This window comes from Cellulomonas sp. JZ18 (assembly GCF_009720485.1).
Lineage (GTDB): Bacteria > Actinomycetota > Actinomycetes > Actinomycetales > Cellulomonadaceae > Cellulomonas.
On sequence record NZ_CP045245.1, the window covers coordinates 1,654,160 to 1,679,626 of the forward strand.

General features: G+C 73.6%; 19 protein-coding genes and 4 pseudogenes. 11 read left to right on the forward strand and 12 right to left on the reverse strand.

Annotation, left to right across the window (positions count from 1 at the left end; genetic code table 11):
- Positions 1-55: 55 nt before the first annotated feature.
- The gene (locus GC089_RS07570; RefSeq protein ID WP_155377157.1) at positions 56-298 is read right to left on the reverse strand and encodes a sulfurtransferase TusA family protein; all 243 of its coding nucleotides are present in this window, start codon (positions 296-298) and stop codon (positions 56-58) included.
- A complete protein-coding gene (locus GC089_RS07575) occupies positions 295-1,458 on the reverse strand; it encodes an aminotransferase class V-fold PLP-dependent enzyme (RefSeq protein ID WP_370514092.1) in 1,164 nt (387 codons plus the stop codon). Before GC089_RS07575 ends, GC089_RS07570 begins: the two co-directional genes overlap by 4 nt.
- A gap of 181 nt (positions 1,459-1,639) precedes the next feature.
- Between GC089_RS07575 and coxB the strand changes: the two genes are divergently transcribed.
- From coxB to GC089_RS07595, 4 genes are all read left to right on the forward strand, one after another.
- Positions 1,640-2,512, forward strand: coding sequence for a cytochrome c oxidase subunit II (coxB, locus tag GC089_RS07580; RefSeq protein ID WP_155377161.1), 873 nt, complete (start codon positions 1,640-1,642; stop codon positions 2,510-2,512).
- Positions 2,512-4,332, forward strand: a complete 1,821-nt coding sequence (gene ctaD / locus GC089_RS07585; RefSeq protein WP_155377163.1) for a cytochrome c oxidase subunit I — start codon at positions 2,512-2,514, stop codon at positions 4,330-4,332. Before coxB ends, ctaD begins: the two co-directional genes overlap by 1 nt.
- Positions 4,329-4,727 (forward strand): cytochrome c oxidase subunit 4, encoded by a 399-nt coding sequence (locus GC089_RS07590; protein ID WP_155377165.1) that lies wholly within the window; start codon positions 4,329-4,331, stop codon positions 4,725-4,727. The genes ctaD and GC089_RS07590 overlap by 4 nt, the downstream gene beginning before the upstream one ends.
- Before the next feature lie 131 nt (positions 4,728-4,858).
- Complete coding sequence (locus tag GC089_RS07595) at positions 4,859-5,359, forward strand: GNAT family N-acetyltransferase (RefSeq protein ID WP_155377167.1); 501 nt, start codon at positions 4,859-4,861, stop codon at positions 5,357-5,359.
- 123 nt (positions 5,360-5,482) lie between these two features.
- Here the strand turns inward: GC089_RS07595 and GC089_RS07600 are convergent.
- The 5 genes and pseudogenes from GC089_RS07600 to GC089_RS07620 all read right to left on the reverse strand — a co-directional run bounded on the left by GC089_RS07600 (position 5,483) and on the right by GC089_RS07620 (position 10,589).
- A pseudogene (locus tag GC089_RS07600) lies at positions 5,483-6,111 on the reverse strand (superoxide dismutase).
- Positions 6,112-6,239: 128 nt separating this feature from the next.
- A complete protein-coding gene (locus GC089_RS07605) occupies positions 6,240-8,015 on the reverse strand; it encodes a ubiquinol-cytochrome c reductase cytochrome b subunit (protein ID WP_155377168.1) in 1,776 nt (591 codons plus the stop codon).
- Positions 8,012-9,073 carry a ubiquinol-cytochrome c reductase iron-sulfur subunit gene (locus GC089_RS07610; RefSeq protein WP_155377170.1) on the reverse strand — a complete coding sequence of 354 codons (1,062 nt, stop codon included), beginning with the start codon at positions 9,071-9,073 and terminating at the stop codon, positions 8,012-8,014. The genes GC089_RS07605 and GC089_RS07610 overlap by 4 nt, the downstream gene beginning before the upstream one ends.
- Entirely contained in the window at positions 9,070-9,855 is a 786-nt protein-coding gene (locus GC089_RS07615; RefSeq protein ID WP_155377172.1) for a c-type cytochrome, read from the reverse strand. The genes GC089_RS07610 and GC089_RS07615 overlap by 4 nt, the downstream gene beginning before the upstream one ends.
- A gap of 68 nt (positions 9,856-9,923) precedes the next feature.
- Positions 9,924-10,589 carry a heme-copper oxidase subunit III gene (locus GC089_RS07620; RefSeq protein WP_155377174.1) on the reverse strand — a complete coding sequence of 222 codons (666 nt, stop codon included), beginning with the start codon at positions 10,587-10,589 and terminating at the stop codon, positions 9,924-9,926.
- Positions 10,590-10,789: 200 nt separating this feature from the next.
- Between GC089_RS07620 and GC089_RS07625 the strand changes: the two genes are divergently transcribed.
- Both GC089_RS07625 and trpD read left to right on the forward strand, forming a co-directional pair.
- The gene (locus tag GC089_RS07625) at positions 10,790-11,212 is read left to right on the forward strand and encodes a response regulator transcription factor (protein WP_155377176.1); all 423 of its coding nucleotides are present in this window, start codon (positions 10,790-10,792) and stop codon (positions 11,210-11,212) included.
- A pseudogene (gene trpD, locus GC089_RS07630) lies at positions 11,209-12,257 on the forward strand (anthranilate phosphoribosyltransferase). Before GC089_RS07625 ends, trpD begins: the two are co-directional and overlap by 4 nt.
- 88 nt (positions 12,258-12,345) lie before the next feature.
- Here the strand turns inward: trpD and GC089_RS07635 are convergent.
- Both GC089_RS07635 and GC089_RS07640 read right to left on the reverse strand, forming a co-directional pair.
- Complete coding sequence (locus GC089_RS07635) at positions 12,346-12,627, reverse strand: Lrp/AsnC family transcriptional regulator (protein ID WP_155377177.1); 282 nt, start codon at positions 12,625-12,627, stop codon at positions 12,346-12,348.
- Positions 12,628-12,635: 8 nt separating this feature from the next.
- Positions 12,636-14,501, reverse strand: a complete 1,866-nt coding sequence (locus GC089_RS07640) for a DEDD exonuclease domain-containing protein (RefSeq protein ID WP_155377179.1) — start codon at positions 14,499-14,501, stop codon at positions 12,636-12,638.
- Between the two features lie 194 nt (positions 14,502-14,695).
- Here GC089_RS07640 and GC089_RS07645 point away from each other — a divergent pair, with 194 nt between their 5' ends.
- Complete coding sequence (locus GC089_RS07645) at positions 14,696-15,952, forward strand: NYN domain-containing protein (RefSeq protein WP_155377181.1); 1,257 nt, start codon at positions 14,696-14,698, stop codon at positions 15,950-15,952.
- 60 nt (positions 15,953-16,012) lie between these two features.
- Here GC089_RS07645 and GC089_RS07650 read toward each other — a convergent pair whose 3' ends face one another.
- Positions 16,013-17,821 carry a long-chain fatty acid--CoA ligase gene (locus GC089_RS07650; RefSeq protein ID WP_155377183.1) on the reverse strand — a complete coding sequence of 603 codons (1,809 nt, stop codon included), beginning with the start codon at positions 17,819-17,821 and terminating at the stop codon, positions 16,013-16,015.
- A 217-nt stretch (positions 17,822-18,038) separates the two neighbouring features.
- Here GC089_RS07650 and GC089_RS07655 point away from each other — a divergent pair.
- A pseudogene (locus GC089_RS07655) lies at positions 18,039-18,984 on the forward strand (ROK family glucokinase).
- A gap of 19 nt (positions 18,985-19,003) precedes the next feature.
- On the opposite strand, the gene GC089_RS07660 reads toward GC089_RS07655, so the two are convergent.
- Entirely contained in the window at positions 19,004-19,621 is a 618-nt protein-coding gene (locus GC089_RS07660) for a hypothetical protein (protein ID WP_155377184.1), read from the reverse strand.
- 136 nt (positions 19,622-19,757) lie between these two features.
- Here GC089_RS07660 and GC089_RS07665 point away from each other — a divergent pair.
- The 3 genes and pseudogenes from GC089_RS07665 to GC089_RS07675 all read left to right on the forward strand — a co-directional run bounded on the left by GC089_RS07665 (position 19,758) and on the right by GC089_RS07675 (position 23,290).
- Positions 19,758-20,539, forward strand: a pseudogene (locus tag GC089_RS07665) (lysophospholipid acyltransferase family protein).
- Positions 20,540-20,720: 181 nt separating this feature from the next.
- Complete coding sequence (locus GC089_RS07670; protein WP_155377188.1) at positions 20,721-21,941, forward strand: pyrophosphate--fructose-6-phosphate 1-phosphotransferase; 1,221 nt, start codon at positions 20,721-20,723, stop codon at positions 21,939-21,941.
- A complete protein-coding gene (locus GC089_RS07675) occupies positions 21,938-23,290 on the forward strand; it encodes a class II 3-deoxy-7-phosphoheptulonate synthase (protein WP_155377190.1) in 1,353 nt (450 codons plus the stop codon). Before GC089_RS07670 ends, GC089_RS07675 begins: the two co-directional genes overlap by 4 nt.
- 145 nt (positions 23,291-23,435) lie before the next feature.
- Here the strand turns inward: GC089_RS07675 and pknB are convergent, their stop codons facing one another.
- A complete protein-coding gene (pknB, locus tag GC089_RS07680; protein WP_155377193.1) occupies positions 23,436-25,418 on the reverse strand; it encodes a Stk1 family PASTA domain-containing Ser/Thr kinase in 1,983 nt (660 codons plus the stop codon).
- Positions 25,419-25,467 lie beyond the last annotated feature (49 nt).

The following is a 25,467-nucleotide window of genomic DNA, read 5'->3' on the forward strand; positions in this document are numbered from 1 at the left end:
GCGACCGGACACCGGTCGCGGGCCCGTGCGCGTGCGGGGCGTCCGCCGGCCGGCCTCAGCCGGTCAGGCGGACCGTGACGACGACGAGGTCGCCGGTGCCCTCGCACGTCACGAGCTCGTGACCGCGCATGCGCGCCCAGGCGGGCAGGTCGACGGCCGCGGCCGGGTCGGTGGCGGTCACGCGCAGCAGCGCGCCGGCGGGCAGCGTGCGCGCTGCGGCCGCGGCGCGCAGCACCGGCGCGGGGCAGCGGAGCCCCCGCGCGTCGACCTCGGCGGCGTCGCCGCCCGGCCCGCTCACAGCCCGACCGCGCCGGCGGCGGCCCGGACCTGCGCGACGACACCGGGGAGCGCGTCGCAGAGGCGGTGCACGTCCTGCTCGCGCACGTCGACCGGCAGCGAGAGGCGCACGTTGCCGTGCGTGAGCGCACCCATCGCCGCCAGCACGTGGCTGGGCTCCAGCGCCCCCGACGTGCACGCCGATCCCGAGCCGACCCCCAGGCCGAGCCGGTCGAGCTGCGTCACGAGCGCCTCGCCGTCGACGTAGAGGCACGAGAACGTCGCGACGTGGGGGAGCCGCGCCTCGGGGTCGCCGACGACGTCGACGTCGGGCACCTCGGCGGCCACCCGCGCCCGCACGACGTCGACCAGCGCGCGCCGGTGGGCGTCCGCCCGCGCGCGGTCGGCGACCGCGTCCTGCAGCGCGACGGCGGCGGCGAGGGCGAGCGGGACGGGGACGCCGCCGGGCGACCAGCGGTCCTCGTCCTCCGGCCAGTCGGGGGAGCGACGCACACCGGTGCGCGTCACGAGGACGCCGAGGGGAGGTGCGCCCCAGTCGCCGGCGTCCGCCGCCAGCAGGTCCCACGCCGCCCCGACGTCGACGTGCCCGAGACTCGCACCGGCGTCGACGAGCAGGGGGACGCCCCGCCGGCGCAGCCCGTCGTGGACCGGCCCGACGGGCTGCAGCGTGCCGACCTCGCCGTTCGCGTGCTGCAGCGCGGCGAGGGCCGTGCCCGGCCCGACGGCCGCGTCGAACGCCTCCGGGTCGACCCGTCCCGCGCGGTCGACCGGGACCGTCGTCACGGTGCCCTCACCGCGCGCGGCCACGAACGCCGCGGCGGCGTGCACGGCGGCGCGCTCGACGGCGCCGACGACGACGTCCGCACCCTGCCGGCGCCGGCCCCGCGCGACCGCGCGGACGGCCCCGTGCAGCGCCGCCGTGTGCGTCCCGAAGAGGTCCACCTCCTCGGTGCGGGCGCCGACGACACCGGCGACGGCCTCCCGCGCGCCGTCGAGGAGCATGCGGGCACGGCGTGCCTCGGCGAAGAGCCGGCGCGGGTCGGCCCAGCCCTGGTCGAGAGCCTCGAGCAGGGCCGCTCGGGCGCGAGGACGCAGGGGGGCGTGCCCGGCGACGTCCAGGACGGCGCGGGCGGCGGGCGCGGACGCGTTCACGTCCGGCACGCTAGTGCCGGACGCCCCCGGGGACGACGTGTGACGGTGCTGACACCGCGTCGCCAAAGGAGCGCCGCGGCACGTCACCCCGCGTGGGGCGCGCTAGGCTGCACGGGTCGAGGACGAAGGTCCCGCACGACCGCGCGCCGGTACGGGGCGTGGTCGGCAGGGACGCGAGTGGAAGGCCCCCGTGCACCCGGATTCCCCCCGCCGCGCCCGGCGCGTGACCGCGGCCCTGCTGGCCTCGGCCCTCGTGCTGGTGCTCAGCGGCTGCTCCGAGACGGTCCAGCGTGGCTGGCTCCCCGGCGACTCCGACCAGGAGGTCACCGACCAGACCGGTCGTGTCGTCCAGCTCTGGGTCGGCTCCTGGATCGCCGCGCTGATCGTCGGCATCATCACCTGGGGCCTGATCCTCTGGTGCGTCGCCGTCTACCGGAAGCGCAAGGACGACGACACCCTGCCCGTGCAGCTGCGCTACCACGTGCCGCTCGAGGTCATGTACGTCCTGCTCCCGATCGTCATGATCGGCGTGCTCTTCTACTACACGAACCGCGACACGATGGCGATGCAGGACACGTCCGCCGAGCCGGACGTGAACATCCAGGTCATCGGCAAGCAGTGGAGCTGGGACTTCAACTACCTCGACGACGACGTCTACGAGACCGGTCAGCACGCACGCGCCGTCGGCGAGGACCCCGAGACCCTCGACCGTCAGGTCACGCTCTACCTGCCGGTCGACCAGCGCGTCGAGTTCATCGTCGAGTCGCGCGACGTCAACCACTCGTTCTGGATCCCCGAGTTCCTCTACAAGATGGACATGATCCCGGGCGTCACGAACACGTTCCAGGTGACCCCGACACGTGAGGGCTTCTACCGCGGCAAGTGCGCGGAGCTCTGCGGTGAGGAGCACTCCTCGATGCTCTTCAACGTCGCGGTCGTCTCGCAGGAGGAGTACGACGCCCACATGGACGAGCTCCGCGAGAAGGGCCAGACCGGTGCGCTGAGCCTCGAGTACAGCCGTCAGCAGAACCTCAACGAGGTCGCGGGGGAGGACGAGAACTGATGGTCGCCCAGGCAGAGCGGATCCCGGGTCTGGCGCCGCGCCGTCAGACGCTCGGCCGCACGGTCGTCCGGTGGATCACCTCCACCGACCACAAGACGATCGGCTACATGTACCTGATCACGTCGTTCGTGTGGTTCGCGATCGGCGGGATCCTGGCGCTGCTCATCCGCGCCGAGCTGTTCACGCCGGGCATGGACCTGTTCCAGTCCAAGGAGCAGTACAACCAGGCGTTCACGATGCACGGCACGATCATGCTGCTGCTGTTCGCGACGCCCCTGTTCGCCGGCTTCGCCAACATCGTCATGCCGCTGCAGATCGGTGCGCCCGACGTGGCGTTCCCGCGGCTCAACATGTTCGCGTACTGGCTGTACCTCTTCGGCGGCCTCATCGCCGCCGGCGGCTTCCTCACCCCGCAGGGTGCGGCGTCGTTCGGGTGGTTCGCCTACACGCCGCTCTCGAGCACGGTGTACTCACCGGGCGTCGGGGGCGACCTCTGGGTGTTCGGCCTCGCGCTGACCGGTTTCGGCACGATCCTCGGTGCCGTCAACTTCATCACCACGATCGTCACGATGCGCGCGCCCGGCATGACGATGTTCCGGATGCCGATCTTCACCTGGAACATCCTCATCACGTCGCTGCTCGTGCTGATGGCGTTCCCGCCGCTGGCCGCCGCGCTGTTCGCGCTCGGTGCGGACCGGCGCCTCGACGCGCAGATCTTCAACCCGGAGAACGGTGGCGCCCTGCTGTGGCAGCACCTGTTCTGGTTCTTCGGGCACCCCGAGGTGTACATCATCGCGCTGCCGTTCTTCGGCATCGTGACCGAGATCCTGCCGGTGTTCAGCCGCAAGCCGATCTTCGGCTACAAGGGCCTCGTCTACGCGACCATCGCGATCGCGGCGCTGTCCGTCACGGTGTGGGCGCACCACATGTACGTCACGGGCTCGGTCCTGCTGCCGTTCTTCTCGTTCATGACGATGCTCATCGCGGTGCCGACCGGTGTGAAGTTCTTCAACTGGATCGGCACGATGTGGCGCGGCAAGCTCACGTTCGAGACGCCGATGCTGTGGTCGATCGGGTTCCTCGTCACGTTCCTCTTCGGCGGTCTGACCGGGATCATCCTGTCCAGCCCGGCGCTCGACTTCCACCTGTCCGACACCTACTTCGTGGTGGCGCACTTCCACTACGTGGTGTTCGGGACGGTCGTCTTCGCGATGTTCGCCGGCTTCTACTTCTGGTGGCCGAAGTTCACCGGGCGGATGCTCGACGAGCGCCTGGGCAAGATCCACTTCTGGCTGCTGTTCATCGGCTTCCACATGACCTTCCTGGTCCAGCACTGGCTGGGTGTGGTCGGCATGCCGCGCCGGTACGCGGACTACTCGCCGGCGGACGGCTTCACGTGGATGAACCAGCTGTCGACGGTGGGCTCGGTGATCCTCGCGGCCTCGACGCTGCCGTTCCTCTGGAACGTGTACGTGACGTGGCGTCGCGCGCCGCTCGTGGCCGTCGACGACCCGTGGGGCTACGGGGGCTCCCTCGAGTGGGCCACCAGCTGCCCGCCCCCGCGGCACAACTTCACGTCCCTGCCGCGCATCCGCTCCGAGCGCCCGGCGTTCGACCTGCACCACCCCGAGGTGGCTGCGATGGACCAGGTCGAGCCGGCCGATCCCGGGCCGCTCGACTGGACGTCGGAGCGCACGGGGCAGCGTGAGCAGGCGGAGCAGCGGGTCGCCAGCGGCAGCGGCGAGGAGCAGAAGTCCTCGGCCACGGTCGTCGAGGACAGCATCGAGGACGTGCAGGACCGGCAGGAGGACGAGCGATGAAGTTCGAGGCGCGGCTCTTCCTCTACGGGATCATGTTCTTCATCCCGGTCGGCCTGATCTACGCGTTCTGGAGCGGCGGGGAGGCCGTCGGCACCGTCGGCATCCCGCTCGTGGGTGGGCTCGTCGGCATGATCGGCGGCTACTTCGCCCTGCTGGCGCGGCGCATCGACGCCCGTCCCGAGGACGACGAGCTGGGTGAGATCGAGCAGGGCGCCGGCAACCAGGGCGTGTTCAGCCCGTGGTCGTGGTGGCCCCTGGTGATCGGTCTCGCGGCCTCGGTCGCGTTCCTCTCGATGGCGGTCGGCTGGTGGCTCATGGCCCCGGCCCTGCTGCTCGGGGCGATCGGCCTCGTCGGCTGGGTGTTCGAGTTCTCGCGGGGGCAGCACGCCCACTGAGGCATCAGCGGCACGCACGCGGACGGCCCGTCACGACTCGTCGTGGCGGGCCGTCGCCGTCTTTCGCTACGCACTGTGGGGCGTTCGTCACCACGTCGCGGTGATGCATCCCGGTACGGCAGGGTGGGGGCGTGCCCGGCTCGTCGCCCCCGTGGTCCGTCCGTCGCGCGTCCCCGGACGACGCCGCCGCCTGTGCGGCCGTCCACCACGCGTCGTGGGTGGAGACGTACGCGACGCTGCTGCCGGCCGGCCACTGGCGGTCGGACACGCAGGAGCGCCGCACGGCGACCTGGCGTCGCTGGCTCGCAGGCGACGGGGTCGTGCCCGTGGTGGAGTCGGGGGCCCGGATCGTCGGGCTCGCCTTCGCGGCCGCGAGCCGGCACGTGGGGGAGCACCAGCCGGTGCGGGTCCGGGAGGTGTACCTCCTGTACGTCCTCGCGTCGTACCACGGGACCGGCGCGGGTCAGGCACTGCTGGACGTGGTCGTCCCGCCGCACGAGCCCGGCCAGCTGTGGGTCGCCGAGAGCAACCCCCGGGCGCGGCGCTTCTACGAGCGCAACGGGTTCGTCCCCGACGGGGCCCGGACCGTCGACGAGCAGCTCGGCCTCGCCGTCGTGCGGCACGTCCGGTGAGGACGGTGGCGACGGCGCGAGGGGTGCGTCGTCACCGACGCGTCGAGCGCGCGGACCGGGCGTAGGAACGGCGACGGCCGCGCCCCACCGAGGGGACGCGGCCGTCGTGCGACTGCGGTCGGCTCAGACCGTCGGGACGATGAGCCCGGCCGTCTGCGAGCGGGCGCGCGTGAAGCGCTGCTCCGCGTCCGCCCAGTTGACGACGTTCCACCACGCCTTGACGTAGTCCGCCTTGACGTTGACGTAGTCGAGGTAGAACGCGTGCTCCCACATGTCCAGCATGACGACGGGGACGACGCCGAGCGGGAAGTTGCTCTGCTGGTCGTAGAGCTGGAAGATCGCGAGCTTCTGGCCCACCGAGTCCCACGCGAGGACGGACCAGCCCGAGCCCTGGATACCCACGGCGTTGGCCGCGAAGTGCTTCTGGAAGGCGTCGAACGAGCCGAAGAACTCGTCGATGGCCGCGGCCAGCTCGCCCGTCGGACGGTCGCCGCCCTCGGGGAGAGGTTCTGCCAGAAGACGGAGTGGTTGACGTGCCCGCCGAGGTTGAAGGCGAGGTTCTTCTCGTGCAGGTTCACCGCGGCCAGGTCGTCGGCCTCGCGCGCCGCAGCGAGCTTCTCCAGCGCCGTGTTGGCGCCGGCGACGTAGGTGGCGTGGTGCTTGTCGTGGTGCAGCTCCATGATCCGGCCGGAGATGTGCGGCTCGAGCGCCGCGTAGTCGTAGGGCAGGTCCGGAAGCGTGTAGTCAGCCATCTGTTGCCTTCCTGCGTCGGGCCGCAGCCGCGTGCTGCGGCGTCCTGGTATGCCGACGCGGTGCCCTCCCACCGGAGCGGGAGGACACCGCGTGCGACATGTCCGACCTGGTCAACGGTCGCGCGGGGTCACTTCTTCCGCGCGTCGTCGCCCGTCTCGTCCACCGGCGCGACCAGGCGCGTACCGCCACCGGTCGGGGCCGGCTCCCCGGCGGGTGCCGCGGCACCCACCTGGGCGTGCTCCTGGTGCACCGAGCCGAGGGAGTCGTGGTTGCCGCCGTGGGCGTGCGCCGCCTCCAGCTCGGCCGGCGTCACCGGCTCCACGCGGTCCTCGTAGAACATCCGCGAGATCCGCTGCCGCATGCGGTCCTTGCGGTAACCGGGCCGGCGCACACCGCGCGAGTCCTCCGCCGGCTCGATCTCCAGCGGACGCACCGGGTCGTGCTGGACCCGCAGCCACCGCTCGTGCGCGTCGAGGGGCTTGTGCACCTCGATGTACTCGCCGGACGCGAAGCGCACGATCTGACCGGTCTCGTGCCCGTGCAGCACGAGCTCGCGGTCCTTGCGCTGCAGCGCGAGGCAGATGCGCTTCGTGATGACGAACGTCGCCCACGGACCCACGAAGAACAGGATCCGGAACACCCACGTGATGTCGTTGATCGACAGGTGGAAGTGCGTGGCGATGAGGTCGTTCGACCCGGCGAGCACCAGGATGAAGAACGCCATGAGCAGCGCGGAGCCGAACGCGGTGCGGAACGGCCGGTTGCGCGGACGGTCCAGCACGTGGTGCTCACGCTTGTCGCCGGTCGCCCACGCCTCGACGAACGGGTAGAGCGCCAGCAGCATGAACAGCACGCCGGGCACGACCACCGCGGGCACGAGCACGTTGAGCGAGACGGTGAACCCGTTGTCGCCCCCGATGACGAACTCCGTGCCGCCGCCGGGCATGAGACGCAGCGATCCCTCGAGGAAGAGCATGTACCAGTCCGGCTGGGCGCCGGCGGACACGGGGGAGGGGTCGTACGGCCCGTAGTTCCAGACCGGGTTGATCGACATCGTGGCGCCCATGAGCGCGATCACGCCGAACACGATGAAGAAGTAGCCGCCGGCCTTCGCGACGTAGATCGGGAACAGCGGGTACCCGACGACGTTCGCGTTCGTGCGCCCCGAGCCCGGGTACTGCGTGTGCTTGTGCAGCACCACGAAGAACAGGTGCAGGGCGATGAGCGCGAGGATCAGGCCGGGCACGAGCAGGATGTGCACGGTGAACAGGCGCGGGATGATGTCGTGGCCCGGGAACTCGCCGCCGAAGATGAAGTACGACAGGTAGCTGCCGATGATCGGGATCGAGCGGACGACGCCGTCGGTGATGCGCAGGCCGTTGCCGGAGAGCACGTCGTCCGGGAGCGAGTAGCCCGAGAAGCCGGCGGCGAGGCTGAGGATCAGGAGGATGAACCCGACCAGCCAGTTGATCTCGCGCGGCTTGCGGAACGCGCCCGTGAAGAACACGCGCATCATGTGCGTCACGATCGACGCGACGAAGATCAGGGCCGCCCAGTGGTGGATCTGCCGCATGAGCAGACCGCCGCTGACCTCGAAGGAGAGCCGCAGCGTGGAGGCGAAGGCCTCCGACATCTCGACGCCGTCCAGCGCCGGCCACGGGCCGTGGTAGTGCACCTCGGTCATGCTCGGGACGAAGAACATCGTCAGGAACACGCCCGAGATGAGCAGCGTGATGAAGCTGTACAGGGCGATCTCGCCCAGCAGGAACGACCAGTGGTCGGGGAAGATCTTGCGCGCGAACTCCTTGACCGCGGTGCCGATGCCGGTCCGCTGGTCCAGGTAGTCCGCGGTCCCTGCGGCGGCGCGGGCGCCGCGCGAGGGCGCGGTGGTGGTGGTGCTCATCGCAGTCGCTCCCAGAAGCTCGGACCGACGGGCTCGTGGAAGTCGCTCTGCGCGACCAGGTAGCCCTCGTCGTCGACGGTGATCGGCAGCTGAGGCAGCGGCCGCGAGGCGGGGCCGAAGACGACCTTGCAGGCGTCGGCCACGTCGAACGTGCTCTGGTGGCACGGGCACAGCAGGTGGTGGGTCTGCTGCTCGTAGAGGGCGACGGGGCACCCCACGTGGGTGCACACCTTCGAGTAGGCGACGATGCCGTCGTACGACCAGCCCTCGCCCTGCTCGGAGACGATGTCGCGCGGGTCGAGACGGATCAGCAGGACGATGGCCTTGGCCTTCTCGTCCAGCGGCGCCTCGGCCTCGTCGAGGTCCTCGGGGATGACGTGCACGACGGAGCCGATGGTCACGTCGGAGGCCTTGATCGGCTCGCCCGTCGGGTCGAGCACGAGCTTCTTGCCGCGCGCCCAGAGGGTCCGCTTGAACTTGTTGATGTTCCAGTCCTCGCCGATCTCGCCGATGAGCGGGAGGGCGATCGTGAGCGGGAACAGCGCGAGCGAGGAGACGAGCGCGCCCTTGAGCACGCCGCGGCGGCCGATCGCGGAGTCCTCGGCACCGTCCTTCAGCGCCTGCACGGCCTCGGCACGGACGGTGTCCGTGCTGCGCTGGGCGTGCCGGTGCTCGAACTTCTCGTGGTCGTTCATGAGCGTCTTCGCCCAGTGGACGGCCGCGAGGCCGATGCCGAGGAGGGCGAAGGCGAGGCCGAGCCCGAGCGCGAGGTTCGAGACCCGCATCGAGTCCACCGTCTCGCCCGGACGCAGCGCGAAGTACGCGACGATGAAGCCGATCGTGCCCAGGATCGAGATCGTGAACAGCGCGACGACCTGGCGCTCGGACTTCTTGTTCGCCGCCGGGTCGACGTCGCCCTTGCGCGGGCGGTGCGGGCCGAACCCGGGGTTCTCGAACTTCTCCGGCGTCGCGTCGCCCTCGCGCAGGACGAGGTCCGAGCCCGCGAAGTCGGCGGCGTCGTGCCCGCCGTCGTGGCCGTGACCGTGGGGGGTGCTCACGAGGACCGTGCTCCAATCCAGACTGCTGCGCCGATGAGGAGGCCCATGCCGACCACCCAGGCCCACAGGCCCTCGCTGACCGGGCCGAGGCTGCCGAGGTCGATGCCGCCCGGGGAGCCGTCACCCTGCAGCTCGAGGAACGCGATGATGTCGCGCTTCTGGTCCGGCGTCAGCGTGGCGTCGTTGAAGACGGGCATCGACTGCGGGCCGGTGACCATGGCCTCGTAGACGTGCGTCGGGCTGGTCGCCCAGAGGTTCGGCGCGTACTTGCCCTGCGTCAGGGCGCCGCCGGCGCCGACGGCGTTGTGGCACATGGCGCAGTTCGTGCGGAACAGCGACTGGCCGCTCGCGGGGTCGCCCTGGGCGGGGTCGACCTGGTCCGCGGTGGGCACCGACGGGCCCGGGCCGAGCGAGGCCACGTAGGCGGCGAGGGCGGCGATCTGCTCCTCGTCGAACTGGACGGGCTTGGCCTGGACCTGCGGTCCGTTCATCTGCGCGGGCATGCGCCCGGTGCCGACCTGGAAGTCGACGGCGGCGGCACCGACGCCCACGAGGGACGGGTACTCGTCCGTGCCGGTCGCGTCCGGCCCGTGGCAGGTCGCGCAGTTGGCCTGGAACAGCTTCTCACCGAGCTCGACCTGGTCGGCCGTCGCGGCAGGGGCGGCGGCGTCTGCGGAGGTCGGCGCCAGCACGGCGTACAGCGCGCCGGTGAGCAGCAGCGCCAGCAGGAGCAGCACGGCCGGCGCCCGCCGGTCGTGCCTGCGGGCTGCGAGTGCCTTCACGGATCGGTCCTCGTCTCGCTGTCGGGGATGTGCGGGTGGGGGCGGTGGCGGCGACGACGCCGCCGTCGTCATCGGACCAGGTAGATGACCGCGAAGAGCGCGATCCAGACCACGTCGACGAAGTGCCAGTAGTAGGAGGTGACGATCGCCGTCGTCTCCTCGTGCTGCGTGAACCGCTTCGCGGTGAACGAGCGGCCGAGCAGGAACAGGAAGGCCAGCAGGCCGCCGACGACGTGCAGGCCGTGGAAGCCGGTCGTCATGTAGAAGACGGAGCCGTACGGCGAGGACGAGATGGTCAGGCCCTCGTGGACGAGCTCGGCGTACTCGTAGATCTGCCCGCCGATGAAGATCGCGCCCATGACGTAGGTGAGCGTGATCCACTCGTTCATGCCCCAGCGCCAGAACTGGAGCAGCGAGCCGCTGCGCACGGGCTGCAGGCGCTCGGCGGCCCACACGCCCATCTGGCAGGTGACCGACGAGAGCACCAGGACGGTGGTGTTCGCGAGCGCGAAGGGCAGGTTCAGCTTCTCCGTCTGGAGCGCGAACTCCTCGGGAACCGCCTGCCGGATCGTGAAGTACATGGCGAAGAGCCCGGCGAAGAACATGAGCTCGCTGGCCAGCCACACGATGGTGCCGACCGACACCGGGTTCGGGCGGTTCACGGTCACATGGGGCGCGGGGCGCGAGGCAGCCGTTGCGGTCGACACGTCGCCATTATGGCTGACGCCGCGCATGCGTGGGTCGTAGGGCCCGGGTGCGGCGGGTGGGTATATGTCACACCGTCACCTCGTGCCGCTCCCGGTGGTCCGGCCGACGGCGTCCGCGGGCCCCGACGACGGGCTGCGGGCGGCGCGGCGGGCACCCTCCCCGCGCGCGGGGGTGGTCGTGCCAAGATCCTCCCGGAGCACGTCGACGAGGAGTGAGGGGCCGAGCCATGAGCACCGCAGGGTCGGGGGACGTCGCGCGAGGGCCGCGCATCCTGCTGTACAGCGACGACGTGGACGCGCGCGACCAGGTGCGCCTGGCCGTCGGCCGCCGGCTGGGCAGGGGCGAGCCCGACGTCGCGTGGGTGGAGGTCGCGACCGCGGCCGCCGCGATCACGGCGGCGGAGGCGGGCGGGCTCGACCTGCTCGTGCTCGACGGCGAGGCCGACAAGGTCGGCGGCATGGGCCTGTGCCGCCAGCTCAAGGACGAGGTGTACGACTGCCCCCCGGTGCTCGTGCTGACCGGGCGCCCCCAGGACGCCTGGCTCGCCTCCTGGTCGCAGGCGGACGCCGTCGTCAGCCGGCCGCTGGACCCCGTCGTGCTGCACGACGCCGTCGCGCGGCTCGTGCGTGAGCGCGCCGCCGCTCGATGAGCGCGACGACCACCTGGCCCGACCTGCTGACGGCGCTGGTCCAGGGGCGGGACCTCGACGCGGCGAGCACCGCGTGGGCGATGGACCGGATCATGAGCGGCGAGGCGTCGCCGTCGCAGGTCGCCGGGTTCCTCGTCGCCCTGCGGGCGAAGGGGGAGACGTCCGAGGAGCTCGCCGGGCTCGCGGAGACGATGCTCGTGCACGCGCGGCGGTTCGAGGTGCCCGGCCGCTCGGTCGACGTCGTCGGGACGGGCGGGGACCGGCTGCACACGGTCAACATCTCCACGATGGCGTCGCTGGTCGTGGCCGGTGCCGGCCTGACGGTCGTCAAGCACGGCAACCGCGCGGCGTCGTCGTCGACGGGCACGGCCGACGTCCTGGAGGAGCTCGGGATCCGGCTCGACCTCCCGCTCGAGCGCGTCGCGGCGCTCGCCTCGGAGGTCGGCATCACGTTCTGCTTCGCGGGGCCTTCCACCCCTCGATGCGCCACGCGGGCGTGCCGCGGCGCGACCTCGGCATCCCGACGGCGTTCAACTTCCTCGGCCCGCTCACGAACCCCGCGCAGCCGACGGCGAGTGCGATCGGGGTGGCCGACGCGCGGATGGCGCCGCTCGTCGCCGGTGTGCTCGCGCGCCGCGGTCGCGACGCGCTGGTCTTCCGCGGCGAGGCGGACGGGCTGGACGAGGTCGCGTCGACCGGGCCGACCCGGTTCTGGGAGGTGCGCGACGGGCAGGTGCGCGAGGAGCTGGTGGTGTGGGCGGACGTCGGTGTCGCCCCCGTGACCATCGCGCAGCTGCGTGGCGGCGACGCGGCGGTCAACGCGCAGGTCGTGCGCGCGCTCGTCGCCGGCGAGCGTGGGCCGGTGCGTGACACGGTCGCGCTCAACGCGGCCGCCGCGCTCGTAGCCGACGGCACGCTGCCCGGCACGGCGGACGGCTCGCTGGTCGAGCGTCTGCTGGCCGCTCGCACCATCGTGGAGCGGTCCATCGACGAGGGCCGCGCCGCGGACGTGCTCGAGCGCTGGCGGGCCGCGGCCGCCCTCTGACGTCGGCGCCGCGTCGGCGTGGTCGCGCTCGCGCCGGGACCCCGCTGGGCAGCACGCGCCAGCCCCGCGGGAGCCCGCGGAGCTCGGGCTAGTCCTCGAGGCCCAGCGCGAACGCCTGCTCCAGGTCGTGCCGCGAGTACGCGCGGAACGCGATGTAGGTCTGCGTCCGCAGCACCCCCGGCACCTTGCTGACGTGGTCCGCGATGACGTCGGCGAGCGTCTCGTGCTCGCGCACGCGCACGAGCGCGATGAGGTCGACCTCGCCGGTGACCGAGTACACCTCGCTGACGCCGTCGATCTCGGCGATCTGCGCGGCGGCCTCCGGGATCCGTGCGGCGTCGCAGTCGATGTGGACGATGGCCGTGAGCATGGGAGCCATCATGCCGTGCGCTGCGCCCCGCGCACGGGTGCGGAGAGGTCCGTCGCGCCGGCACCGCCGGGCACGTCGTCGAGGAGCGGCGGCCGGGGGGTGACGAGGTCGACCGCGACCGCGGCCACGGCGTCGCGCACGGACTGGGCGGAGCGGGCGGGGGAGGCCCAGGTCCCGTCGACCTCGACCAGGCGCACGCCGGGCTGCTCCAGCCAGGCCAGCACCAGGTCCGTCTCCTCGGGGTGCGCGGCCGTCGACGGTGCCGTCGCCGCCGCGACGTGCTCGCCCGTCCGCTGCAGGGTCGCGACCGCCGGTCGCGGGTCCGTGCGACGGTCCACCCGTGCGGTGCCGGCGAGGCGGCCGTACCGCACGAGGACCAGCTCCCAGCCGCCGTCGTCGTCCCGCCGCGCCGCGACGAGCTCCCGGCACTGCGCCAGCGGCCGGTGCCGCTGGGCGCGTGCGGCGCCCCGCGCGAAGGCCAGGAGCCGGTCGCGCACGGTCGCCGCCTCCTCGAACCGCTCCTGGGTGACCAGCGTGCGGATGCGTGCGGCGTGGGCGGCGACGACGGCGGCGGGGTCGCCGGTCATCGCCTGCCGCACGTCGTCGGCGACCGCCGCGTACGCGTCGTGGTCCTGGCCGCCGACGCACGGCGCGCCGCAGCGGCCGAGCTCGGCGAGGACGCACGCGTGGGCGTCGGACGCGGGGACGAGGGGCAGACGTCGCGTGCAGCGGCGGACCGCGAACGTCTCGTGCAGCGCCTCGACGGCCTGCTGCGCGGCGGCCTGCGAGGAGAAGGGGCCGATGTGCGCCGTGCCCGCGCGCACGTCCCGCACGACGGACAGCCGCGGGAAGGCCTCGTCGGTGAGCCGGACCCACGGCATGCGTTCCGGCGCGCGCGAGCGCCGGTTGTAGCGGGGGGCGTGCTCGGCGATGAGGCGCAGCTCGCGCACGCGCGCTTCCAGCGGTGTCGCGCACACGACGGGGTCGACGCGCACCGCGAGACGGACCATCTCGGTCATCCGCGCGCGCTTCTCCGACGACGTGAAGTAGGTGCGCACGCGGCGGCGCAGCGACGTCGTCGACGTGCCGACGTAGAGGACCTCCTCGCGCGGGCCGCGGAAGAGGTACACGCCCGGCGCGTCGGGGAGCGCGTCGGCGAGGGAACGGCGACGCCGCACGTCCGACGGGACGGGGTCGGCTGCGCCCGCGAGGTCCTCGAGGTGCGTGACGCCGAGCGGCGCGAGCCGGCCGAGGAGCGCGTGCAGGACGTCGACCGTCGCCCGCGCGTCGGACAGCGCCCGGTGGTTGGGCGTCACCTCGGCCCCGAACAGTGCGGCGAGCGTCCCCAGCTTGTGGTTCGGCGCCTCGTCGCGCAGGACGACGCGGCGCGCGAGCCGGACGGTGTCGACGACCTGGAACCCGGGCCAGGCGCGCCCGGAACGGGCGGCCGCGGCGCGCAGGAAGCCGACGTCGAAGGGGGCGTTGTGCGCGACGAGCACCGACCCGCGCGCGAACTCCAGGAAGCTCGGCAGCACCTCCTCGATGCGCGGCGCGCCGAGCAGCATCGACGTCGTGATGCCCGTGAGCACCTGGATGAAGGCAGGCACCGGGCCGCCGGGGTCGACCAGCGTCTGGAACTCTCCGAGCACCTCGCCACCGCGCACCTTCACCGCGCCGATCTCGGTGATGGCGTCCTGGCCCGCCCGTCCGCCGGTGGTCTCCAGGTCGACGACGACGAACGTGACGTCGGACAGCGGGGTGCCGAGCTCGTCGAGCCCGGGCTGGACCGCGATCCGAGGGGCCGCACCGGACGGGGGCGGCGGGGCCCCCGGGTCCTCGGCCCAGACGGGTCGCAGGCGGCGCACGCTCGACATGGGCGGGACGGTACCGACGGGGTCCGACAGCACCGCGCCGCCGCGCCGCCCCGCACCGCCCGGCCGCCCCGCCCCTAGGCTGACGGGATGCCCCCGCCGACGACGCACCACGCACGGCGGGTGACGCGGGCGCGGAGCGGGGAGCTGCGCCCTCGCCGGGAGCGCAGCACCTCCCGGAGGCGGCGCAGGAGCCGGTGCCCGAGGCGCTGCGCGCGCTGCTCGTGCGCGTCGCCGCCGACGTGCTCGGCGGCACCGAGCCCGCCGAGGTCCCGGCCGCCCTGCAGGCGGTGCGGCGTTTCGCCCCCCGCCGCCGGGCGTCCGCGGGTGCGGGGCCGCTGTGGCGAGCCCTGCGCGACGACGCGGCCTTCCGTGCGCGGGTGGCACGGGCCTGGGCGGCTGCGCACGAGGACGTCGGCGCGGCCGAGGAGGGGTCCGGGGACGACGTCGGGTCCGGCGGTGCGCCGGCGGGTCTCGAGGCGGCCGCCGCGGCGTGGCTGGCGGGGCGCGCGTGGCAGCACCTCCTGCCGGCGGTCGTCGGGGAGGAGGAGGTCGCAGGGCCCGGCGGGAACGACCGCGTGGACGCCCTGCGCCGCGAGGTGGAGCAGCTGCGGGCCGCGCTCGGCGTCGCCCGGGAGGACGAGCGCGCCGCCCGCGAGGAGGTGGCCGCGCTGCGCCGTGAGCTGCGTCGCCTGCGCTCGGACGCCGACCGCGCGCGCAGCGAGGCGCGCCGGCTCGCGCAGGAGGCGGCGGCCGACGCGTCCCGGGCCGCGCAGGAGCGCAGCGCCGCAGCCGAGGACGTGCGACGGGCGCAGGAGGACCGCCGCGCGGCGGCCGCCGAGCGGAGCGCGGCACGCGACCAGGCCCGCACGGGGCGCGAGCTCACCGACGCCCGGACCCGGCTGCTGCTCGACACGCTCGTCGACGCGGCCGCCGGCCTGCGGGCCGAGCTCGCGCTGCCGCCCGTCGGACGGGGCCCGGCGGACCTCGTCGCGCCGGCCGCCGCCGGGACCGCGACCCGGCCCACCTCGCGCGGGCGCTCCGTGGACGACCCCGCGCTCGTCGACGACCTGCTGCGCATGCCCCGCGCCCACCTGCTCGTGGACGGGTACAACGTGAGCAAGACGGCGTGGCCCGCCCTGCCGCTCGCCGACCAGCGCCGCCTGCTCGTCGACGCCCTCGCGCACCTGTCCGCGCCGACCGGGGCGGAGGTGACCTGCTGCTTCGACGGCGTCGAGGGGTACGCCGCGCAGGCCGCGCGCCGCGACGTGCGGGTCCTGTTCTCGGCGGGGGAGACCGCCGACGACCTGCTGCGGCGTCTCGTCGCCGCGGAGCCGCCGGGGCGGGTGCTCGTCGTCGTCACGAGCGACCGGGAGGTCGCGCACGACGTCGAGGCCGACGGTGCGTGGGTGCTGCCGTCGGCCGTCCTCGTCGCGCGCCTGCGCCGCCGCTGACGCGCGCCGGCACGACGACGCCCCCGAGACCCCGGCAGGGGTCGGGGGCGCCGTGGTCCGTCAGTGCTCGCCGGCGGACTGGTACAGGGCCTCCACGTCGGCCGCGAAGTCCTTGAGGACCTCCGCACGGCGCACGCTCAGCTTCGGCGTGAGGTACCCGTCGGCGATGGTCAGGTCCCGGTCGAGGATCCGGTACTTGCGGATCGACTCCGCGCGCGAGACGGCCCGGTTCGTCCGCTCGACCGCCTTGTCGAGCGAGGCGAGCACGTCGGGGTCCTGGGCGGCCTCGGCCAGGGACATCGGCGGCTTGCCGTGCGCCGAGAGCCAGCCGGGGACCCCCTCGGGGTCGAGCGTGATCAGGGCCCCGATGAACGGACGCTGGTCGCCGACCACGACGACCTGGCTCACGAGGGGGTGCGCACGCAGGCGGTCCTCGAGCACGGCCGGGGCGACGTTCTTGCCGCCGGCGGTGACGATGATCTCCTTCTTGCGCCCCGTGATCCGCAGGTACCCGTCCTCGTCGAGCGTGCCGAGGTCACCGGTCCGGAACCAGCCGTCGTGCAGCGCCTCGGCCGTGGCGGCCTCGTTGGCGTGGTACCCGCGGAAGACCTGGATGCCCTTGATCTCGATCTCGCCGTCGGCGGCGATGCGCAGCGAGGTGCCGGGCAGGGCGGGGCCGACGGTGCCGATCTTCGTGCGCTCGGGCAGGTTGACGGTGGCCGGTGCGGTGGTCTCCGTCAGGCCGTAGCCCTCGAGCACCTTCAGGCCGACGCCCCGGTAGAAGTGGCCGAGCCGCTCGCCGAGCGGCGCGCCTCCGGAGATCGCCCACTCGACCTGGCCGCCGAGGACCTTGCGGATCTTCGACAGGACGAGGACGTCCGCGACCTTGTGCTGCAGGCGCAGCCACGGGCTCGGACCGGAGGGCGTGTCGAGCGCGCGCGAGTAGACGATCGCGGTCTTCGCGGCGCGCTGGAAGATCGCGCCCTTGCCGCCGGCCGCGGCCTTCTGCTCGGCCGAGTTGTAGACCTTCTCGAACACGCGCGGCACGGACAGGATGAAGGTCGGCCGGAACGTGCCGATGCCCTCGACCAGGGTCTTGGTGTCGGGCCAGTGCCCGAGCACCGCCCCCGCGGGGATCGTCAGCACGTGCACGAACCGCGCGAACACGTGGGCGAGCGGCATGAACAGGAACGTGCGGGCGTTCGGCGTCGAGACGACGACGCCGAGCTTCTCGACGGCGTTCGTCGTCAGCAGCGAGAAGTTGCCGTGCGTGAGCTCGACGCCCTTCGGCCGGCCCGTCGTGCCCGAGGTGTAGATGATCGTCGCGACGTCGTCCCGCGCGGCGAGCCCCCTGCGCCGCACGATCTCGTCGTCGGGCACGTCGGCGCCCGCGGCCACGAGCGCGTCGACCGCGCCCTCGTCGATCACCAGCACGTCGCGCAGCGACGGCGCCTGGTCCCGGACCTCGGCGACCACCGCGGTGTGCGCGGGCGCCTCCACGACGAGCAGGCTGACGTCCGCGTCCGTGAGGATCCAGGCGACCTGCTCCGCGGACGACGTCTCGTACAGCGGCACGGGGACGGCGCCGACGGCCCAGGCGGCCCAGTCCAGCAGGGACCACTCGTACCGCGTGCGGGACATGATCCCCACGCGGTCGCCCGGCTGCACGCCTCGGGCCACGAGGCCCTTCGCGACCGCGACGATGTGCGCGTCGTACTCGCGCGCCGTGATCGGCTCCCACGTGCCCGACGCGGTCGCCCGCTCGACCACCACCCGGTCCGGGGTGCTGCGGACCCGCGCGGCGAGCAGGTCGTTGAGGTTGTCGGCGGCGTCGACCTCGACGAGCAGGGGGGTGTGGACCTCGTCCATGCTGACTCCAGTGGCAGGGGGGCGACGGGTGCGACGAGCATAGGGGACCTCCGCCCTGGACAGCAGCACCCGCGCGGGTCGCGTCCCCCGTCCGCCGGTACGGGGGACGGGCCTCGTGCGCGTGGCCGCGTGCGTACGCCCGCACCCGGAACCGCTAGCGTGGGCCGGGCGCTCGCGGGGGTCGTGGGCGCGGACGACGGCAGGAGCGGACGAGGACATGCACGCGATCGGTGTCGACATCGGCGGGACGAAGATCGCGGCCGGGGTCGTGGACGACGACGGCGTCATCGTCGCCCAGACGCGTCGGGACACCGACCCGGACGACGTCGCGAGCATCGACGCCGCGATCGCCGACGTGTACCGGGAGCTCTCCGCCTCGTACGAGGTCCGGGAGATGGGTCTGGCCGCGGCCGGGTTCGTGGCCGCGGACCGGTCGGGCGTGCTGTTCGCGCCGAACATCGCGTGGCGCGACTACCCCTGCGGGACAAGGTCGCCGCGCTCATCGGCGACCCGGGCGTGCGCATCGTCGTCGAGAACGACGCGAACGCCGCCGGCTGGGCGGAGTTCCGCTACGGCGTCGCGCGCGACGTGCAGGACATGGTCATGCTCACCCTCGGCACGGGGCTGGGCGGTGCGGTCGTGACCCACGGCCGGCTGGTGCGCGGGGCGTGGGGGGTGGCCGCCGAGATCGGCCACATGCGCGTCGTGCCCGGGGGCACTACTGCGGCTGCGGCCACGAGGGCTGCTGGGAGCAGTACGTGTCCGGCACCGCCCTCGTGCGGGACGCGCAGGCGGCGGCCATCACCCAGCCCGACCGTGCCGCGCGGCTGGTCGAGCTCGCCGGCGGCCGGCCGGAGAAGATCACCGGTCCGCTCGTCACGCACTGCGCCCAGGAGGGCGACCCGCTGGCCGTCGACCTGCTCGCGGACGTCGCCCGCTGGGTCGGCGAGGGCGCGGCGACGGTCGCGGCGCTGCTGGACCCCGAGATGTTCGTGATCGGCGGCGGCGTGAGCGCGGCCGGGGACCTGCTGCTCGTGCCCGCGCGCAAGGCCTTCGGCGAGCAGCTGTCGGCGCGCGGCCACCGGCCGGAGGCGGCGATCGTCATCGCGTCGATGGGCAACGACGCCGGCATGGTCGGCGCGGCCGACCTCGCCCGGGTCTGACCCCGGCTCACCACGGTCCTCAGACCACCGCGCCCGGGTCGTCGTCGGACGGGTCGCGCCGGTGCGGCATCCGCCAGACCAGGACGCCGACCGCGACGACGAACAGGCCGACGGCGGTGCGCACGAGCAGCGGCGGGGCGTCGCGCCACACGACGACGACGACCAGGAGGAACAGCGGCACGCCCACGGCCGCGGCCCACGCCATCGTGAGCAGCGGGTCGCCGCCGAGCACGGGCCCGGGATCGGGCGGCACGAAGTGCTCGGCCTCGTCCACGGCCTCCTCGGCCGCGTCGTACTGGTCCGAGCCCTCCCAGTCGCGGCCCGTCAGTCGCGGCGCGGGGTCCGGCGGCGCCTCGGCGGCGGGCTCGGCAGCGGCGGGACGCACCACGCGACCGGGCCCCGTCGCGCCTCCGGCGCCCTCCGCGTCGCCCGCGCGGTCGACGTCCTGCAGCCGCGCGACGATCGACGCCCACACGGCCTCGTCGTCCTGCCCGGTCGCGTCCCCGGTGCCGGGCGCCGGCGCCGCGTCGTCCCGGGGAGCGTCGGCGTCCTGCGCCCGCGCGCGCTCGTCCGGTGCGGAGCCCTCCGCGGGGGACGTGTCGTCGGCACCGGCGGCGTCGTCGGGGCGTGCGGCCATGGGAGCACTCTAGAGTCGGACCCGGCGTGCCGACCCCCGTGGGTCGGTGGCCGGTCGGCACGGCGCCCGTGACCACGGGCCCACGCGGCGTCGGCGGGGGCCGTCGGGACGAGGAGACACGTTGTTCTACTGGTTGATGAAGCGGGTGTTCGTCGGACCGCTGCTGCGCCTGGTGTACCGGCCCTGGGTGCGCGGGGCGGAGCACGTCCCCGCGGACGGTCCCGCGATCCTCGCGAGCAACCACCTCGCGGTCATCGACTCGTTCTTCCTCCCGCTCGTCCTCGAGCGCGAGATCGTGTTCATCGGCAAGCAGGAGTACTTCACCGGACGCGGGCTCAAGGGACGCCTCACGGCGGGGTTCATGCGCGGCGTCGGCACCATCCCCGTGGACCGCGGCGGCGGCAAGGCCAGCGAGGCCGCGCTGCGCACCGGGCTCAAGCGCCTGCGCGAGGGCGGGCTGTTCGGCATCTACCCCGAGGGCACGCGCAGCCCCGACGGGCGGCTGTACCGCGGCAAGACGGGCATCGCGCGGCTCGCCCTCGAGTCGGGCGCGCCCGTCGTGCCGGTCGCGATGGTCGGCACCGACGTCGCGCAGCCGCTGGGACGCAAGATCCCCAAGGTCATGCGGATCGGGGTGGTCATCGGTGAGCCGCTCGACTTCAGCCGCTACCGCGGCATGGAGAACGACCGCTTCATCCTGCGCTCGGTCACCGACGAGATCATGTACGCGATCATGAGCCTCTCGGGCCAGGAGTACGTGGACGTGTACGCCGCGACGCAGAAGGCGCGCATCGCGACCGGCCACCCCGAGTCGGCCAGCGGCGACGGGCGGCTGCCCGACGCCCCCGGAGGCCGCCCCGCCCCGATGTCCAGGTTCCGGGCCCTCCCGAGGACGGTCCCGCGACGTCAGTAGGATGACGACGGTCCCGGCCGCGCGCCGGGCCCGAGCGCACCGCGCCGGTGCGCCCACCGCGTCGCACGCTCCCGCCGCCCCGCCCGGACCTCGGTCCCGCGCCCCGGCCCCACGGGGGAGGCGCGCTGGGCGCGCCCGCCGACGCGGGCGCCCCGTTCCGTGCTCGACCAACGAGAGGTGTCTCCCATGTCGGTCCGTCGCGTCGCCCTCCTGACCGCCGGCGGTTTCGCTCCGTGCCTGTCCTCCGCCGTCGGCGGGCTCATCGAGCGCTACACGGAGATCGCCCCCGAGGTCGAGATCATCGCCTACCAGCACGGCTACCACGGCCTGCTGCTGGGCGAGAAGGTCGTCGTGACGCCCGAGGTCCGCGCCAAGGCGGGCGTGCTGCACCGGTTCGGCGGCTCGCCGATCGGCAACTCGCGCGTGAAGCTCACGAACGCGGCCGACTGCGTCAAGCGCGGCCTCGTGCAGGAGGGCGAGGACCCGCTGCGGGTCGCGGCCGAGCAGCTCAAGGCGGACGGCGTCGACGTCCTGCACACCATCGGCGGCGACGACACGAACACCACGGCGGCCGACCTCGCCGCCTACCTGCACGAGAACGGCTACGAGCTCACGGTCGTCGGCCTGCCCAAGACGATCGACAACGACGTCGTGCCGATCCGCCAGTCGCTCGGCGCGTGGACCGCGGCCGAGGAGGCCGCCGGGTTCGCGGCGAACATCATCGGCGAGCACCGCTCCGGTCCGCGCATGCTCATCGTCCACGAGGTCATGGGCCGGCACTGCGGGTGGCTCACCGCCGCCGCCGCGGCCGAGTACCGCAGGTGGCTCGACCAGCAGGAGTGGGTCCCCGGCATCGGCCTGACGCGCGAGCGCTGGGACGTGCACGCGGTCTTCCTGCCGGAGCTCGCGCTCGACATCGACGCCGAGGCCGAGCGCCTGCGCAAGGTGATGGACGAGCAGGGCAACGTCAACATCTTCCTGTCCGAGGGTGCGGGCATGCACGAGATCGTCGAGCAGCTCGAGTCGGCGGGCGAGACGGTGCAGCGGGACCCGTTCGGCCACGTGAAGCTGGACACCATCAACCCGGGGCAGTGGTTCGCGAAGCAGTTCGCCGCGAAGCTCGGCGCCGAGAAGGTCATGGTGCAGAAGTCCGGCTACTACTCGCGGGCGGCGGCGCCGAACGCGGAGGACCTCCGCCTCATCAAGTCGATGACCGACCTGGCCGTCGAGTGCGCGCTGCGCGCCGAGTCCGGCGTCATCGGCCACGACGAGGAGCAGGGCGACCGGCTGCGCGCCATCGAGTTCCCCCGGATCGCCGGCGGCAAGGCGTTCGACGTCTCCCAGCCCTGGTTCGGCGCGCTCCTCGAGGACATCGGGCAGCCCCTCGTGCCGGCGAGCCACGCATGAGCGTCGAGCCCGACCCGCGGGTCGTCGAGGGCCTCGACGCCTGGGAGGGCCTGACCGCGCTCCAGCAGCCGCGCTGGCCGGACCAGGCCGAGCTGCGCCGGGTCCGTGACCGGCTGGCGACGCTGCCCCCGCTCGTGTTCGCCGGTGAGGCGGACGCGCTGCGGGCGCAGCTCGCGGCGGCCGGCCGCGGCGAGGCGTTCGTCCTGCAGGGCGGCGACTGCGCGGAGACGTTCGCCGACTCCACGGCGGACAACATCCGCAACAAGATCAAGACGATCCTGCAGATGGCGGTCGTGCTGACGTACGGCGCGAGCCTGCCGGTGGTGAAGATGGGCCGGATGGCGGGGCAGTACGCCAAGCCCCGGTCGTCCGACGAGGAGACGCGCGGCGACGTGACGCTGCCGGCGTTCCGGGGCGACATCATCAACGGGTACGACTTCACGCCCGAGGCCCGCACGCCGGACCCGCAGCGGCTGCTCGAGGCGTACCACACGTCGGCCTCGACGCTGAACCTCATCCGGGCGTTCACGACGGGCGGCTTCGCGTCCCTCCTGCGCGTGCACGAGTGGAACCGCGGCTTCACGACGAACCCGGCGTACGCGCGCTACGAGGAGATCGCGGCGGAGATCGACCGGGCCATCCGGTTCATGGCCGCCTGCGGCGCGGACTTCGACGCGTTGCGCACGGTCGACTTCTTCGCGTGCCACGAGGGCCTGCTCCTCGACTACGAGCGGCCGCTGACCCGCGTCGACTCCCGCACGGGCCTGCCGTACGACTGCTCGGCGCACTTCCTGTGGATCGGGGAGCGCACGCGGCAGCTCGACGGCGCGCACGTCGACTACTTCTCGCGGGTGCAGAACCCGATCGGCGTGAAGCTCGGTCCCAGCTCGACCGGTGACGACGCGATCGCGCTCATGGACCGGCTCAACCCGACGGGTGAGCCGGGGCGCCTGACGTTCGTCACGCGCATGGGTGCCGGGAAGGTCCGTGAGCTGCTCCCGGCCCTCGTCGAGAAGGTGACGGCCGACGGGCGTCCCGTCACGTGGGTGTGCGACCCGATGCACGGCAACGGCATCACGTCGGCGACCGGCTACAAGACGCGCCGCTTCAGCGACGTCATGGACGAGGTGGCCGGCTTCTTCGAGGTGCACCGCTCGCTCGGGACGGTGCCGGGCGGGCTGCACGTCGAGCTCACCGGCGACGACGTCACCGAGGTGCTCGGCGGCTCGGAGGAGATCGACGACGAGGGGCTCGCCCGGCGCTACGAGACGCTCGTGGACCCGCGGCTGAACCACCAGCAGTCGCTGGAGATGGCCTTCCAGGTGGTGGAGCTGCTCCGCCGGGCCTGAGCCGCACGCTCCCTGCGCACGACGAGGGGCCCCGACCGTCGGTCGGGGCCCCTCGTCGTGGGTCGGAGCAGTCGCTACGCCACCACGCGCGCCGCCGGTGGGCGCGACCGGGTGGCGGGCACGTCGCGCGGCGAGCCCGGTCGCCTCAGACGACGGTCAGCGTGACCTCGGTGCCCTTGCGCACCTGCTCGCCCGCCGGGACGCTCTGCTGACGGACCGTCCCGAAGAGCCCTCCGAGGACGTTCTCGCGCCGCGCGCCCAGACCCAGCCCCTCGAGCTCCTTCGCCGCCGCGTCGAACTGCTTGCCCGTCAGGTCCGGCATCGCGACGGTCTCCGGCCCCTTCGAGACCGTGACCTTCACCGTGTCGCCGCGGTGGGCGGTCGCACCGGCGCGCGGCTCCTGCGCGATGATGGCGCCGGCCGGCACGGTGTCCGAGAACGCCTCGACGGGCTCGACGGTGAGCGCGTCGGACGCGAGCTGCTCGGCTGCCGCGTCGACCGTGATGCCGACGACCGAGGTCACGGTCACGGGTGCGGGGCCGTCCGACAGCACGAGCACGACGTCCGTGCCGCGCTTGGCGCGCGTCCCGTCGGTCACGGGGGTGCCGTCCGGCAGGGTCGCCCGCAGCACCGAGCCGCGGGGCACGTCGTCGCTGTGCTCCGGGTCGCCGTACGCCGCGCCGAGCTCGGCCTCCTCCAGCGCTGCCTCGGCAGCGGCCTGCTCGGCGCCGAGCAGCCCGGCGGGCACGTCGACCAGGTCCACGCCCTTGGACACCGTGTACGTGACCGTCCCGTCCTTGCGGACCGGGTCCCCGCCCGCGGGGTCGGTGCCGATCACCGACCCTGCCGGCACCTCGTCGTCGAACGCCTCGCGGCGCTCGTGCAGCAGACCCGCGTCCTCGAGCGCGGCGACCGCGTCGGTCTCGGCCACCCCGTCGACCTGCGGCACGGCGGTGTACGCGCCCGGACCGTGCTCGAGGTACCACCAGGTGCCGACCCCCAGGAGGACGAGCACGCCCGCCACGAGGGCGGGCACCAGCCACCGTCGGCGTCGCGCGGGCGCAGGCCCCGTGTCCACGGCCGCCGGAACCGTGGCCGCGCCGCCGAGGCCCAGCGGGAGCGCCACCGTGCCACCGGCACGGTCCGCCACTCCGAGGCGCGTCGTGACGGCCGCCGTGAGGGCCGTGCGCTCGTCGTCGTCGTCCGCCGCGCCGTGCGGCGCCGGGACGGCCGGGACCGCGACGTCCGCCCGGCGGTCCAGCGTCGCGTCGTCCAGGCCGGCGCGCGTGCGACGCAGCAGCTGGCACGCGGCCGTCGCGTCGACCGGGCGGTCGTCCGGGTCGCGCGCGGCGAGCGCGGCGACGAGCTCGTCGACCTCCGAGGGGAGCCAGTCCACGCGCGAGGACGGTGCGGGAACGTCCGCGTTCACGTGCTGGAACGCGACCTGGATCGGCGTCTCACCGGTGAACGGCTGCTGCCCCGTGAGCATCTCGAACAGCAGGACGCCGCACGCGTAGACGTCGGTGCGCGCGTCGCTCGCGCCGTGCGTGACGAGCTCGGGCGCCAGGTACGCGACGGTGCCGAGCACCGTGCCGGTCGTCGTCGACGTCACCTCGCTCACGGCGCGCGCGAGCCCGAAGTCCCCGAGGCGGACCCGGTCGTCCTCGCTCATGAGCAGCACGTTCTCGGGCTTCACGTCACGGTGGACCAGACCCGCGCGGTGGGCCGCGGCCAGGGCGTCGAGCACCGCCTCCAGCACGCGCAGCGCCTCGCGGACGGTCAGCGCCCCCTGCTCCTCGATGCGGCGGCGCAGGTTGCTGCCGTCGACGTACTCCATCGTGAGGTAGCTGGTGTCGCCGTCGACGCCCTGGTCGTACACGCCGACCAGGCCGGGGTGCGTCAGCCGTGCCGCGGTGCGCGCCTCCCGCCGGAACCGGGCGACGAACGCGCTGCCGGACGCACCCTCCGCCAGGTGCGGGTGCATGACCTTGAGCGCGACCTCGCGGTCGAGACGCCGGTCGACGGCCAGGTACACCGTCGCCATGCCCCCGCGCGCGATGCGCGAGACGACCTCGTACCGGCCGTCGACCAGACGGCCGACGAGCGGATCGGTGACGGTGGCTCCCACGCGCGGAAGTCTACGGGCGGGTGCCGCGGTATCCCGGGAGCCGTGCCGG